16 protein-coding genes and 1 pseudogene are annotated in these 13,656 nt (G+C 63.2%); 12 read left to right on the top strand and 5 right to left on the bottom strand.

The window, feature by feature from the left end:
- The 11 genes from HZS63_RS13505 to HZS63_RS13455 form a co-directional block, all read left to right on the top strand.
- The coding region (locus tag HZS63_RS13505; protein ID WP_180684517.1) for a terminase gpA endonuclease subunit at positions 1 to 632 on the top strand (632 nt) is incomplete at its 5' end.
- 14 nt (positions 633 to 646) lie between these two features.
- A complete protein-coding gene (locus HZS63_RS13500) occupies positions 647 to 853 on the top strand; it encodes a phage head-tail joining protein (RefSeq protein ID WP_180684516.1) in 207 nt (68 codons plus the stop codon).
- Positions 853 to 2,394, top strand: a complete 1,542-nt coding sequence (locus HZS63_RS13495) for a phage portal protein (protein ID WP_180684515.1) — start codon at positions 853 to 855, stop codon at positions 2,392 to 2,394. Before HZS63_RS13500 ends, HZS63_RS13495 begins: the two co-directional genes overlap by 1 nt.
- Positions 2,391 to 3,629, top strand: a complete 1,239-nt coding sequence (locus HZS63_RS13490; RefSeq protein WP_180684514.1) for a S49 family peptidase — start codon at positions 2,391 to 2,393, stop codon at positions 3,627 to 3,629. Before HZS63_RS13495 ends, HZS63_RS13490 begins: the two co-directional genes overlap by 4 nt.
- 27 nt (positions 3,630 to 3,656) lie before the next feature.
- A complete protein-coding gene (locus tag HZS63_RS13485) occupies positions 3,657 to 4,034 on the top strand; it encodes a head decoration protein (protein WP_180684513.1) in 378 nt (125 codons plus the stop codon).
- A gap of 86 nt (positions 4,035 to 4,120) precedes the next feature.
- Complete coding sequence (locus HZS63_RS13480) at positions 4,121 to 5,134, top strand: major capsid protein (RefSeq protein ID WP_011886384.1); 1,014 nt, start codon at positions 4,121 to 4,123, stop codon at positions 5,132 to 5,134.
- A gap of 4 nt (positions 5,135 to 5,138) precedes the next feature.
- The gene (locus tag HZS63_RS13475) at positions 5,139 to 5,447 is read left to right on the top strand and encodes a head-tail joining protein (RefSeq protein WP_180684512.1); all 309 of its coding nucleotides are present in this window, start codon (positions 5,139 to 5,141) and stop codon (positions 5,445 to 5,447) included.
- Positions 5,444 to 6,106, top strand: a complete 663-nt coding sequence (locus tag HZS63_RS13470) for a DUF6441 family protein (RefSeq protein WP_180684511.1) — start codon at positions 5,444 to 5,446, stop codon at positions 6,104 to 6,106. Before HZS63_RS13475 ends, HZS63_RS13470 begins: the two co-directional genes overlap by 4 nt.
- On the top strand, positions 6,103 to 6,534 hold the full coding sequence (locus HZS63_RS13465) for an acyl-CoA transferase (protein WP_180684510.1): 432 nt from the start codon (positions 6,103 to 6,105) through the stop codon (positions 6,532 to 6,534). Before HZS63_RS13470 ends, HZS63_RS13465 begins: the two co-directional genes overlap by 4 nt.
- A 25-nt stretch (positions 6,535 to 6,559) precedes the next feature.
- Positions 6,560 to 7,498 (top strand): phage tail tube protein, encoded by a 939-nt coding sequence (locus HZS63_RS13460; RefSeq protein ID WP_180684509.1) that lies wholly within the window; start codon positions 6,560 to 6,562, stop codon positions 7,496 to 7,498.
- Positions 7,499 to 7,518: 20 nt separating this feature from the next.
- On the top strand, positions 7,519 to 7,869 hold the full coding sequence (locus HZS63_RS13455) for a hypothetical protein (RefSeq protein WP_180684508.1): 351 nt from the start codon (positions 7,519 to 7,521) through the stop codon (positions 7,867 to 7,869).
- 433 nt (positions 7,870 to 8,302) lie between these two features.
- On the opposite strand, the gene HZS63_RS13445 is transcribed toward HZS63_RS13455, so the two are convergent.
- From HZS63_RS13445 to HZS63_RS13435, 3 genes are read right to left on the bottom strand one after another with little or no spacing between them, the layout of a single operon-like run.
- Positions 8,303 to 8,911: a hypothetical protein gene (locus HZS63_RS13445; RefSeq protein WP_180684506.1), complete on the bottom strand. Its 609-nt coding sequence runs from the start codon at positions 8,909 to 8,911 to the stop codon at positions 8,303 to 8,305.
- Between the two features lie 18 nt (positions 8,912 to 8,929).
- Positions 8,930 to 9,247 (bottom strand): CcdB family protein, encoded by a 318-nt coding sequence (locus HZS63_RS13440; RefSeq protein WP_180684505.1) that lies wholly within the window; start codon positions 9,245 to 9,247, stop codon positions 8,930 to 8,932.
- On the bottom strand, positions 9,247 to 9,510 hold the full coding sequence (locus HZS63_RS13435; RefSeq protein ID WP_180684504.1) for a type II toxin-antitoxin system CcdA family antitoxin: 264 nt from the start codon (positions 9,508 to 9,510) through the stop codon (positions 9,247 to 9,249). The genes HZS63_RS13440 and HZS63_RS13435 overlap by 1 nt, the downstream gene beginning before the upstream one ends.
- 193 nt (positions 9,511 to 9,703) lie before the next feature.
- On the opposite strand from HZS63_RS13435, the gene HZS63_RS14045 reads away from it, so the two are divergent.
- Entirely contained in the window at positions 9,704 to 12,316 is a 2,613-nt protein-coding gene (locus HZS63_RS14045) for a phage tail tape measure C-terminal domain-containing protein (protein WP_246316391.1), read from the top strand.
- A 23-nt stretch (positions 12,317 to 12,339) separates the two neighbouring features.
- Here the strand turns inward: HZS63_RS14045 and HZS63_RS14190 are convergent.
- Positions 12,340 to 12,486, bottom strand: a pseudogene (locus HZS63_RS14190) (RCC1-like domain-containing protein); the annotation flags it as partial.
- Positions 12,487 to 13,169: 683 nt separating this feature from the next.
- Positions 13,170 to 13,656, bottom strand: a 487-nt coding sequence (locus HZS63_RS13425) for a hypothetical protein (protein ID WP_180684502.1), incomplete at its 5' end; no start/stop codon positions are given.

Below are 13,656 nucleotides of genomic sequence, written 5' to 3'. Positions count from 1 at the left end.
TGGACACCGGCTACGCCACCCAGGAGGCCTATGCCTTCGTGCGCGGTGTGCGCGATGCCCGGCTCATGCCGATCAAGGGCATTGCTGGAGGTGCGGCGCTGATCGGCACCCCCACGGCGGTGGACGCCACAGCCAATGGCAAGAAGCTGCGCCGGGGCATCAAGGTGTTCCCGGTGGCTGGCGGCATTGCCAAGCTGGAGTTCTACAACAACCTGAGGAAGAGCGCCGAGGTGGCCGAAGACGGCATCACGCCGATCTACCCGGCCGGATTCGTACACCTGCCCAAGGTCGATGCCGAATACTTGCAGCAACTCTGTGCCGAGCAGCTGATCACCCGGCGCGACCGCAACGGCTTTGCCCACCGCGAGTGGCAAAAGATGCGCGAGCGCAATGAGGCGCTGGACTGCTATGTCTACGCCCGGGCGGCGGCTGCGGCGGCAGGACTGGACCGGTTCGAAGACCGGCACTGGCAAGAACTCGAAAAACAACTCGGCTCCGACCCACCAGTCGTTGCCAAACAAATCACAACCCCCGAGGCCACCCGAGAACAGCAGTTCGACGGTGGCCTCGTTACTTCTGGCAGTGCCAAACCCAACCCGCGCCGGGTGGTGCGCAGCCGATGGATGACTTGAGTGAACAAATAAGCATGACCTACACACCAGAACACCTGCAGGCCCTGCGTGAAGCCCTGGCCAGCGGCGAGCACCGCGTGACCTACGAAGGCAAAAGCATCGAGTACCGCAGCGTGGCCGATCTGAAGGCTGCGATTGCAGAGGTCGAAGCCACCATGGCTCGTGAATCCGGCGCACCAAAATCGCGCCAGATCCGTGTCACCACGAGCAAGGCACTCTGATGGCCTGGCTCAAAAGTCTGCGTCGCCGCATGTTCGGTGGCACGCCGGTCTATGACGGCACCGGCGGCGGGCGGCGCGCCCTGGCCTGGATGCCCAGCAACCCAGGCGCCGTAGCAGCCCTGTCGCTGGCCCAAGACGAACTGCGCGCCAAGAGCCGTGACCTGGTGCGGCGCAACGCTTGGGCTGCCGCCGGCATCGAAGCCTTTGTGGCCAACGCGATCGGTACTGGCATCAAGCCGCAGAGCATGGTGCAAGACCAGGCTACGCGAGAAGCCATCCACAGCCTCTGGTGGGACTGGTGCGAGCAGGCCGATGCAGCAGGGCTGACCGACCTCTACGGCCTACAGGCACTGGCCACTCGCGCCATGCTCGAAGGCGGTGAAGCCCTGGTCCGGCTGCGTTACCGCCGCACAGAAGATGGTCTGCCGGTGGCGCTCCAGATCCAGGTGCTGGAAGCAGAGCACCTGCCAACAACCATGAACCGCGATCTACCCGGTGGCAACGTCATCCGCTCCGGCATTGAGTTCGACCGGCTGGGTCGCCGGGTGGCTTATCACCTGTATCGCTCGCACCCCAACGATGGACTGCTGGCACCGATGTCCAGCAATGCCGGCGGCGGTGGAATGGACACGGTGCGGGTCGATGCCAGTGAAGTGATTCACCTGTTCCGCCCGCTGCGTCCCGGCCAGATTCGGGGCGAGCCGTGGCTCACTCGGGCGCTCGTGAAGCTCAACGAGCTGGACCAGTACGACGATGCGGAGTTGGTTCGCAAGAAGACGGCCGCCATGTTTGCGGGCTTCATCACCCGCATGTCACCCGAAGACAACCTGATGGGCGAGTCGGCAGCGGACGCCAACGGTGTGGCGCTCGCGGGCATGGAGCCTGGCACGCTGCAGATCCTGGAGCCGGGCGAGGACATCAAGTTCTCAGCGCCTGCTGATGTTGGATCGTCTTACGCCGAATTCATGCGCCAGCAGTTCCGCGCGGTGGCCGCTGCCATGGGTATCACCTACGAGATGCTCACGGGTGACCTCACGCAAGTGAATTACTCCTCCATTCGTGCTGGCCTGCTGGAGTTTCGCCGCCGCTGTGAAGCCCTGCAGCACGGTGTGATCGTGCACCAACTGTGTCGCCCGATCTGGCGGGCCTGGATGGACCAGGCAGTGCTGGAAGGGGCACTGGACTTGCCTGGTTACCGAAAAGAGAAGCGGCAGTACCAAGCCGCCAAGTGGATTCCACAGGGCTGGAGCTGGGTCGATCCGCAAAAGGAATACAACGCCATGAAGCTCGCTATTCGTGCCGGCCTCATGAGCCGATCCGAGGCCATCTCCGGCAACGGCTACGACGCCGAAGACGTGGACCGTGAGATCGCAGCCGATAACGCCCGGGCCGATGCACTGGGCTTGGTCTTTGACTCCGATGCCCGGCATGACCAGGCGCTGGCTGCAGTGTCGACAGAGCCAAGCGATCCACAGACTGACGAATCACAGACTGCTGAGTCTGGCGGTGCGTCACCCAACAACCAGGACACACAACCATGACTTACCTTGCCTCCCGCCTGTTCGGGACGCCCCTGCTGATTCATCGACCCAAGCTGGACGTGATCCTGTCGGTGGTCGGCCAGCGCATCGGCATGACCGATGTTCCGACGATGCCGACCATGGACATGGCCGTGTACCAGCGGCCACCCGCAGCCACTGCTCCCGATGGGATTGCGGTGATACCGATCCACGGCTCGCTGGTCAAGCGCTCGCTGGGCATGGAAGCCGCCTCAGGCCTGACGTCCTACGGCGAGATCGCCGCGATGTTGGATGCTGCCTTGGCTGATCCCCATGTCAGCGGCATCTTGCTCGACATCGACTCCCCGGGCGGCGAAGCCTCGGGCAGTTTCGAGTTGGCCCGCCGTGTGCGCGAGGTGGCAGCCATGAAACCCGTCTGGGCGGTGGCCAACGATGCCGCGTATTCAGCGGCCTATGCGATTGCCGCCAGTGCCCAGCGCCTGTTCGTAACCGAAACCGGTGGGGTCGGCTCGATCGGCGTCATCGCCTTGCATGTCGACCAATCGGTCAAGGATGCCAAGGACGGCTATCGGTTCACCGCCATCACGGCGGGCGCCCACAAGAACGACTACTCGCCTCACGAGCCCTTATCGGATACCGCCAAGAGCGAGCTGCAAGGCGAAGTGGATCGGCTGTATTCCATCTTCACCGAGCACGTGGCTGCGATGCGAGACCTGGACGTTGATGCCGTGCGCGCCACCGAGGCTGGACTCTTCTTCGGCAGCAATGCTGTGGCCCAAGGACTGGCCGATGGACTCCAGACGTTGGAGGCCACCCTCAGCGAATTCCACTCGTATCTCAACGCCCGTAACCATCCGCCGTCTCAGGTGCGGGGCGTCATCCGTGCTGAGGCGGCACCCTTGAAGAAGGAAATGACCATGAATGAAGAAGAGAAAGTGATCGAGACCGCCGACACCATCAGCACCGACGAAGCTGCCGTGCTGGTCGCTGAAGCCCGTCGCGAAGTGACCCAGGCAGCCCAGGCCATCGCCGAGGTTTGCCTGCTGGCCGGTTGTCCCGACCGCGCGGCAGAGTTCATCGCGGCTGGCAAGACCGAGGCCGATGTCCGGCGCGTACTGATCGACGCCCGTGCGGCACGTTCCGAAGCCAATGACATCCGCTCGACCATCACCGTGGACGCCGGTACGCAAAACCTTGATCGCCCGGAGGCATCTCCCATCGTGGCCGCCGTCAAAAAGCTCACGGCCCATGCCTGACGCACCCCTTCCAGAAAGGACTGAACCATGACCCCCATCACCGAACAAAACAACCTCGGCGACCTGTTGAAGTACGAAGCCCCCAACCGCTATTCGCGGGACGTCGCCACCATCGCCGCTGGCCAGAACCTGCCCTTGGGCACGGTACTCGGCCGCAATGCCAGCGATGGCAAGCACTACGCCATCGACCCCGCCGCCACCGACGGCACTGAGGACGCCATCGGGGTGCTGGCCAACGCGATCGATGCCACCAATGCCGACCGCAGCGACGCCATCCTGATCGCCCGCCACGCCATCGTGGCCAAGACCGCGCTGGTCTGGCCGATTTCCCTCACCGGCGCCCAGCGCATGGCCTACGAGCAGCAGCTGGCCGAGCGCGGTGTGCTGGTGCGTGAATCCGCCTGACCTACGTCCTAAACCTGCCCGTCTTTCATCCCCGAACCCGCCTGGCCGTCTGGCTTGCGCGGGTTTCGTCATTTCTGGAGCCTCGAATGAACAACCCGTTTCTGAACCCTGGATTCTCGATGGCCAGCCTCACCGCCGCCATCAACCTCATCCCCAACCGCTATGGCCGCCTGGAGGCTTTGAACCTGTTCCCGGCCAAGCCGGTGCGCACCCGTCAGATCATCGTCGAGGAGTACGCCGGTAAGCTCAACCTGCTGCCCACCAAGCCGCCTGGCTCGCCCGGCACGGTCGGTGAACGTGGCAAACGCAAACTGCGCTCCTTCGTCATTCCGCACATCCCGCACGACGATGTGGTCCTGCCCGAAGAAGTCCAGGGCATCCGTGCCTTCGGCTCCGAGACCGAGATGGAGGCCATCTCCGGCGTGCTCGCTCGTCACCTGGAGACCATGCGCAACAAGCACGCCATCACGCTCGAGCATCTGCGTATGGGTGCATTGAAGGGTGAGATCCTGGACGCCGATGGCAGCGTCATCAGCAACCTGTTCACCGAATTCCAGATCACGCCGCAGTCGGTGAACTTTGATCTGGCCAATGCCAACAGCGAGGTCAAGGGCCACTGCTACGACTTGCTGACCAAGATCGAAGACGCCCTGCAGGGTGAATTCATGACCGGTGTGCATGTGCTTTGCTCACCAGAATTCTTCCGGGCACTGACCACCCACAAGGAGGTCAAGACCGCCTACACCAACTGGCAGCAGGGTGCGGTGCTGATCAACGACGTGCGTTCGGGCTTCACCTACGCCGGGGTCACCTTTGAGGAATATCGGGGCCAGGCCGCCTACCTGCAGGCCAATGGGGATCTGGGTACCCGCCGCTTCATTGCTGCGGGCGAAGCCCATGCCTTTCCGCTCGGCACGGTCGATACCTTTGGCACCTACTTTGCCCCGGCCGACTTCAACGAGACGGTCAACACGCTGGGCCAGTCGCTGTACGCCAAGCAGGCGCCGCGCCAGTTCGACCGTGGCACTGACCTGCACACGCAGAGCAATCCATTGCCGATGTGCCACCGCCCTGGCGTGCTGATCAAGCTGACCGCCTGATCCGATGCAAGTTGCATTTGAGCGGGCGGTCTTGCGCCTGTTCGCCCGGCTGGGGGTGCCCGGCACCTACCGGCTGGCCGATGGTCGCGAGATCGCGACGCGATTCATCGCCAAACAGGCCGATGTGGTCGAGTCCTTCGGCGACACCCGGCTGGTGGTGGCCGCCCACCGCTTCGATGTGATGGCTCGTGACGTGGCATCTCCCCGCGAGGGCGATCGTTTCACCGTTGCCGGCCAGACCTATCAGGTGGTGGGTGACCCCCTGGCTGATCGGGACCGCTTGATCTGGACGCTCACAGGAGCGCCGGTATGAGATTGCAAGCTGCCCTGTCTGGCGACTTGGACCAAATGCTCGCCGACGAAGTGCGCATAGCCGAGCAGGCGGTCACGCATTCCATCCGTGAAGCCACCGATGGTCTCAAAACCGAACTGCGCAGCCAGATCACCGGTGCAGGCCTCGGCCAGCGCCTGGCCAACACCTGGCGTGGCGAGGTTTATCCCAAAGGCAAACTGAGCATCAAGGCCGCAGGCCTGGTCTATAGCCGGGCGCCCGTCATCGTCGGCGCCCATGATCAGGGGGCCACCATCCGTTCCAAGGATGGATTCTGGCTGGCGATTCCGCTGCCGGCTGCCGGCAAAGGCCCACGCGGCAAACGCATGACCCCCGGTCTTTGGGAAAAGCTGCGCGGCCAGCGCCTGCGCTTCATCTACCGTCGAGGCAAACCGTCGCTGCTCGTCGCAGAAAACCAGCGCGCCCGTCAAGGCCAGCGCGGCGGTTTCTCGGCCGCTTCACAAAAGGCTCAGACCACTGGCCGAGGGCTGGTCACGGTACCGATGTTCCTGCTGGTGCCCCAAGTGACCCTGAAGAAGAAATTCGACATCGACCGCAGCGCGCGTCGCTGGATCAGCACGCTGGCCCAACGCATTGCCAACCGCTTCGATGAAGCCGACCGCAAAGGTGCAACGTCATGAGCCAAAGAGAAAACGCCATCGGTGCTTTGTTCTCCGTACTCGGCCAGTTGTCACTGGGCACGATGGTCAAACGCAACGCCGCCTTGCCCGAGCGCATCGCGGACCACGCCATGGCGATCCTGCGCGATGGCGAGATGGGCGAGCCCGAGGTATCGCTCTCGCCACTGACTTACCACTGGCAGCACCAGGTGGCCATCGAACTGTTTGTCGCCAACCCGGATGCCGCTGCGCGTGATTCACGCATGGACGGTCTGCTGGTCGAACTGGCGGCCCTGATCGAAGCCGACCGGACGCTCGCCGGTGTCGTCGAGTACGCCGAAATCGGTCAGCCGAAGTTCGATGAACTGGCCCCCGAAGGCACAAGCGGCATCAAGGCCTGCCTGCTGCCCGTGGTCCTGCACTACAGCAGTGCCGGGCCACTGAACTGAACCCACTTCCCAAGGAGAAAAACCTATGGCCCGTGCCTACGGCGCGAACGCCAGCCTCTTGGCCGCGTTCGAATCCACCTATGGCAGCACCCCGGTAGATGGCTACTGGCAGCTGCCCTTTGTCTCCACCTCACTCGGCTCCGAACAGGGCCTGATCGCCAATGACCTGATTGGCCTCGGGCGCGACCCGAGTGCGCCGATCCGCGACGTGATCAAGGTCGAAGGCGACATGGTCGTGCCGCTGGACGTGCGACACATCGGCCTGTGGCTCAAGGCCTTGCTGGGCGAGCCCACCTCGGTGGGCACGGGCGTGGTCACCCACACTTTTGCTTCCGGCAAACCGAGCCTGCCCAGCCTCACGCTGGAAACGGGTCTGCCGGACATCCCGGCCTGGTTCGTCGCTTCGGGTGTCATGGTCAACAGCTTGCAGGTCGGTTTCGCCCGATCCGGAGCCGCAAATGCCACGGTGGGCCTGGTGGCTCAAGGCGAAGTGCGGCGGATCGCCACGCTGGATGACACCCCGAGCACCCTGGAGCTGCAGCGCTTCAACCAGTTCCAGGGACAAATCCTGCGTGAAGGCCAGGCGCTGGGAAACGTGGTCTCGGCGCAGCTGACCTATGCCAACAACCTGGAGCGCATCGAGACCATCCGTTCCGACGGCAAGATCGACGGGGCTGATCCCACGGTGGCCAGCCTTACCGGCAACCTGGAAGTGCGCTTTGCCGACACCACGCTGATCGATGCGGCCACAAACAACACACCGCTGGAGTTGACCTTCGGCTACGCGATCGATGCCGATCATAGGCTGACCTTCATCGCGCACGAGGTCTATCTGCCCAAGCCCAAGCTCTCTATCTCCGGGCCCGGCGGCATCCAGGCCACCTTCGAATGGCAAGCCGCCAAGGCCACCAGCGTGGCGCGCATGTTCACCGTCGAGCTGGTGAACGACGTCTCTTCCTACTGATCACCTGACCGAGGTTTCTCATGATCAAACTCAATCTCCCGCGTGAACCGCACTGGATCACGCTGGCTGCTGGCGTGCGCCTGCAGGTGCGTCCGGCCACCACGGCACTCGTCATGGCCGCTCGCCATGCCGCCGCCAAAGTCGCAGGCACCGATACCGCGGCGGCCGGTGAGCGCACCGCCACGCTCATCACCGAACTGGCCAAGCTGGCTGTGCTGGCTTGGGAAGGTGTGGCCGACGACAAGGGCAAACCCGCTGCTGTTACGCCTGAGGGTGTGGCAGCGCTGATGGAGCACTGGCTCCTGGCCGATGCCTTCGAACGCGAATACCTCGCCGGCCTCTACGCCCTCGATTCAGAAAAAAACGTCTGAAGGCCCGCACCGCATGGCACTTCGGTGGCGGGCCGAGCTATTGCAGCGCCTGCCCCGAACCCTGTCCCGAGTGCCCGTACACCATGAACGCGCCCGAGAGCCTGGAAGGCTGGCAAGCCGCCAGTGCGATTGACCTCTGTGCCAGCCAGTTGCGCATGGCGCAGGGCCGCGTGGTGGGGCTCGATCTCAATGCCTGGATGCTNACCATGAACGCGCCCGAGAGCCTGGAAGGCTGGCAAGCCGCCAGTGCGATTGACCTCTGTGCCAGCCAGTTGCGCATGGCGCAGGGCCGCGTGGTGGGGCTGGATCTCAATGCCTGGATGCTGGCCTGCGAGTGCACGGGGCTGGACAAGGCCACAGCCATTGATCTGTTTCCAGCGGTCGAGGCGGGCCTGATGAACACCCTGGAAGAACGTGGCTGACCAGAATGGCGTCAGTTGGGAGCGAATACCTCTACCAAACACACATAGTGCGCAGATGCTTTGCTAGAAAAACTGCCGGAAGCCTTCAGTGCTCGGCGCACAATGAAATGGCCGGGGCTTCCATCAATTGGCACTTTTCCCCGGATAGCCTTCCCGTCTTTGACAAACATCTTGGGCGAGTTCGCTTCGCTGGCAATGAGCAGGAACGCACGGACTTCTGGTGACGATGCGCGCAAAAAGCTCTGTAGACGCCGCAAATCCTCGTTGATCAGATGCTTTGGCGCATCAGCGCGCTTGACCTCAAGAACATACCTGACGTGATCCGAAACATTCTGACTGCGATCAACTTGTCGCGCATCGAGATCACAGACCACCAGATCAGCGCGTGCCTGACGTGAAATCTCTTTGGGTAAGCAACCCGTGGGTACGAGATTTTTGTACATGCACTCTGGTTTGAGTACGAGGTCATCTGTTTTGCTTGCCTGCAAGAGGTTGCATGCTTCAGCGACCAGAGCTCCTTCCGGGAGAGGGTAATGTCGAAACAGCGCTCGCCGATGCCCGATCCAAAAAGCAAGGCCCTGGAGAGCCGTTTCCATCCATGCGATATGCGGCGGTGTCATGCCGTTGCGCCTGTGGGGTCAATACCCTTGGAACAGAAAATCCAGGGCTGCGGAGATTTGCGCCTGTTCACTGGAAAGCGAAGTCACCGGTTTCTTCAGGACTCGCTGAGGCACTGCGCCCATCTTGGGTGTCTCCATTAGTAACTCTTCGCCCCGGATGGTCAGCACCGGTGTGAGCCGAGTCGACAGTTTCACCTTCGGGAATGCATTAAGGCTGCGCAACGGAACCACCATGCGGGTGTCGAGGCCATCGAGCAGATCACTCTGCACATCCAGCAAGTAGGGCGTGGTCGAGGCATGACTGCCGGGATTGGCATACACATCAAAACGCGCCATCAGAAGCTTCTCCATTCGTCCAGTGGCAAGCCCTCGGCGTCAACGGTCGCGTTGTAGGCGGCGATGAAGTCGGCGTGATCTGCACGCCATTTGCGCTCTTGCTCGCGCCGCACGAGATCACGCAGGTAGTTGTCGCAGACCTGAGAAATGTTGATCTCAAGGTCCTTTGCAGCTTCCAGCACGTCGCTGCTCAGACTCAGATTGGTGGCCCGTTTGCCAGGCAGGCCTGTGCGTGCGCGGCGGGTAGTTTGTGTGGCTGGCATAGCATTCTCCATGCGCATTCAAATGTGCGCATATATTAACCCGCATTCCTGACTGAGTNTGGCCTGCGAGTGCACGGGGCTCGATCGCGCGACGGCAATCGATCTCTTTCCAGCAGTCGAGGCGGGCCTGATGAGCACATTGCAACAAGACACATAGACCCACGATTCACCCGATATCGGATTTCTTCTTCCCATGGCCGAACGCAACCTCTCCATACGCCTGTCCGTGGTCGACGGCGGCAAGGTCAAGGCCGAGCTGTCCGAGATTGGTGAAAAGGGGGAGCGCTCGCTCAAAAAAATCGAGGCGGCGGCCACGCCAGCCTCTGGTGGTCTGAAACTGTTGTCGTCTGCAGCCAACGATGCCAAGTTCCAATTGCAGGCCGCCACCGACCGGCTTGGCGTACTCGGATCGGTCCTGGGCAAACTCGGCCCTGCCGGTTTGATGGCGGGCGCCAGCATTGCCGCCTTGGGCGTGGGCATCACCGCCTTGGTCATGCCCGTGGCCCGTGTGGGCGATGAGTTCTTCAAGCTCTCGCAAAAGACCGGCGTCTCGGTTGAAGCGCTCACGGCGCTCGACTACGCCGCCAAGCTCTCGGACGTCAGCACAGAAGGACTGACCAAGGGGCTGCAGCGCCTGTCTGTCGCGTTGTTTGACAGTCGCTTCGAGGGCGCCGAAGGCAGCAAGGCCTTGCAGGCGCTGGGTGTGGCGGCCACCGACGCCCATGGGCAGATCCGGCCAACCGAGCAGGTCTTGCTGGATCTGGCCGAGAAATTCGCCGACATGCCCGACGGCGCAGACAAGGCGGCCTTGGCCATCAAGCTCTTTGGCCGCGAAGGGCTCAACCTGATCCCCTTCCTCAACCAGGGGCGAGAGGGCATCACCGCGCTGATGGAGGAAGCCCAGCGCTTGGGGCTGGTGATGTCCGAAGACGTGGCACGCGCCTCGGAAGTCTTCAACGACAACCTGACTCGCTTATCGGCCATCTTCGAAGGCGTGCAGCGCCAGATCGGCGCCGCCGTCATCCCAATCCTGGCCGACTTCACCGAACAGGTCATCCTGGCGCAGACCGAAACGGGCAGCTTCAGCAACGAGCTGCAGCGCATCACCTCCAACCGGGAGGCCACGCTCGCGTTCCTGGAGTCGGTGGCCTCGGGCCTGGCCTTCATCGCCGAATCGGCGGTGCTCTTGAAGCGTGTGATCGCCCAGCCTTTCGACAGCCTGTCGGTGGTGGGCAAGGACATCGAGACCTGGTTCAAGACTGAACTGCTGACCTTCTACAAGAACTATGGGTTCGATGCACAGGCGATTGATGCCGAAATCGCCAAGTTGCAAACGGCGCGCGACGACTATGTGCGCGCTGCCAACGACCGGCTCTTCAACATCAACCAGAACCCGGGCTATACCGACCGGGTTGCCAAGTTCTTTGACGAGCAGCGCCGCACAGTGCGCGTCATGGGCCAGCGGTTCGTGCTCGACACCGAAGCGCAGGCCCGCGAAGTTCAGGCCATCTACGACCGCTTCCTGCCGACCGTGCCCCGTGCGCCCCGGCCACCCGCCAATCTGGATCTGGGCGCCTTTGCCAGGCCGAGCGCTGCCGCCAAACCCGATGAGGGCGATGCCTTCCTCAACCAGCTGCGCACCCGGCTCTTGCGGACTCAGGAAGGCGAAGCGGCTGAGTTGCGTGCGCGTGCCTTGCAGATCGAGGCCAAGGGCTACCAGGGGGTGGCGGCGCAAGCCGAGCAGTACATCCAGGTGCTCGAAGCCATCGAGCGGCAGAAAGCCGCCAACCAGGCCTTCGACGCCTACGAAAAAGAAGAAGCGGCCGCCCGCAAGATCACCGAAGGGCTGATCGGCGGCAACCGTCAGCGCATCGAGGCCTTGCAGCTGCAGCGCGAGATGCTGGATCTGTCGGCGAGCGAGCGTGCCGTCCTGCAAGCCCGCAACGAACTCGAAAAGTCTGCGACTGCCGCGCGCAAGGAAGCCAGCCAGATCCAGGACGCCGATCTGCGTGCCCAGACCGTCGAGGCCATCAACGACGCCCTGGCGCGTCAGCTCCCCATTGTGGAGAACCTCATTCGGGCCAACGCCGAGTACCAGCGCAGCACCGAGTTCGGGGCCAAGGCGGCCTTGCGCACCTATATCGAGGATGCCACCAACGCCGCCAAGCAGGCCGAACGCGCCGTGACGGGCGCTTTCAAATCCATGGAGGATGCGCTCACCCAGTTTGTGATGACCGGCAAGCTGGACTTCAACAGCCTGGCCAATTCCATCATCAGCGACCTGATCCGCATCCAGATCCAGCGCGCCATCACCTTGCCGCTGGCGAACTTTGCGATGAGCCTGTTTGCGCCGGCGGCCAGTGCCGCGCTGCCTTTGGGCTCCGGTGACCTGATGGGCGTGAACGCCAATATCGCGCACAGCGGGGGCCTGCTCGGTAGCGATGGCCTGCCATCGCGTCAGGTCAGTGCCACCCTGTTTGCCGGTGCGCGCCGCTTCCACACCGGCGGCCTGGTGTCGGGCGAAGTACCCATCATCGCCCGACAGGGGGAGGCGGTGTTCACGCCGGGGCAATTGCGTGCCTTGGGTGGCGCCGTCGCCACCAAACCTCAAGTCCATGTGGAAGTGAACGTGATTAACCGTGCCAGTGGGGTGGAGACCCGCGTCGAGCAGCAACAGCAGACTTTTTTGACGCGCTTGTCGCTGCCCCAGGGCATGAGGAGGCGGTGGACGGATTGGTCGCTGCCAAAGCCACAGGCGTTCGCCTCGCCGGCCACCCACAACTTACCCTGGGTGTCCACCAGGTAGCTCGCAGCATGAAAGCCGCCCGACAGAAAGACCTCGCGGATCGGGGTGTCGAGCGTAAACGGCACGAGCGTGGGCGTAGAGACGGTGGTGCTGTGCCCGAGTCCCAGGCTGCCATAGCGGTTGTTGCCCCAGACATAGACGCGTCCAGCGTCATCCAGGCAAGCGAACATGCGATAGCCGTACCAGTCGTGGCCGGTGAAGACCCGCTTGACCACGGCGGCGGCCGGCAACTGGCCCACCCCATTGACGCGTCGAGGCACCGGATTGGCGGTGGCCGTGGGCGAGCCTCCGTCGCTGTTGGCCCCGGCGTGCCACAAGCCGCCACTGGCATCGATAAAGAAAGTCTCGTCCCACATGCAGGTGATGGACGTGATGCGAGGCGTGCCGGGTGGAAATGCCACCCGCGCGGGGAAGGTGCGACTGATGTCACCGGTGTTGCCGGTGCCCTGCTGGCCGGTGAGCGCCCGACCCCAGGCACGCACCGAGCCGTCGTTCATGAGCGCGGCCATGAAGAAATTGGAACTGTGGTGGTCGGCCGCCGCGCGGTCGGTGTTCATCAGCGCCGTGGCCACCGTGCCGTTGCGATCGGCCATGAAGCGGAATTCCACACCATCCACCCCATTGGCGCCATTCGTGTGGAGCACCATGCTGCCGATGCCACCCACCGACACCCCACCGGTGAGCAAGTGGCCTTTGAGGGTTGCATCCTGCTGGCCCAGCGCAAAGGGCTGTGGCTGGCCGTGGCGGATCACCCAGGCGCCGCCTTCCTTGAAGACCACATCCCCATCCCGATAGCCCAGGTAGGGCGAGTAGAGGCCGCGCCAGCGGTAGCCCAGCGCCGATATATCCAGGTTCACAGTTGCACCTCCAGGGCGTTTTGATGGAGGGCAAAGGTCACCCCTTCGGCCAGGGTCCAGGCCAGGAAGTCTTGCGCATTGAAGTTGGCATCCCGCCCCTCGGTCAGCAGCAACTCCGATCCGTCGCTGGAAAGCGCGAACCCATAGAAGCGAGGCAAAGCCGCGGTGTGGACCAGCTCGTAGCCGGATTCATCGACCTTGACCTTCAGCAGCATCCCGCGTGCGCCAATCAGGGAGTCAGGCAGCCCCACCGCGAGCAGCCGGGCGATGACCTGCTGCAACACGGCTTCAGCATCCACCAGGATCTGGTTGCCGCTGAACTGCACCTGGTTGAGCACGGCAGTGGTGTCCGCCACGCCTTGGTCGGCCGAGGCTTGGGCACGGTCGGCTTCGCTGGCGGCGAGTTCGGCCGAGGTGAGCGCGTCTTGCGCGGCGGCCTGGCTCTGGGCCAGCAGGCCGTCGGCGGCGAGGTTGATGCGGGCA

This window comes from Tepidicella baoligensis (assembly GCF_013432195.1).
In the GTDB taxonomy this organism is placed as follows: Bacteria; Pseudomonadota; Gammaproteobacteria; order Burkholderiales; family Burkholderiaceae_C; genus Tepidicella; species Tepidicella baoligensis.
The sequence above is the reverse complement of the archived record's forward strand: the minus strand, read 5'-3'. Positions and strand labels throughout refer to the sequence as shown.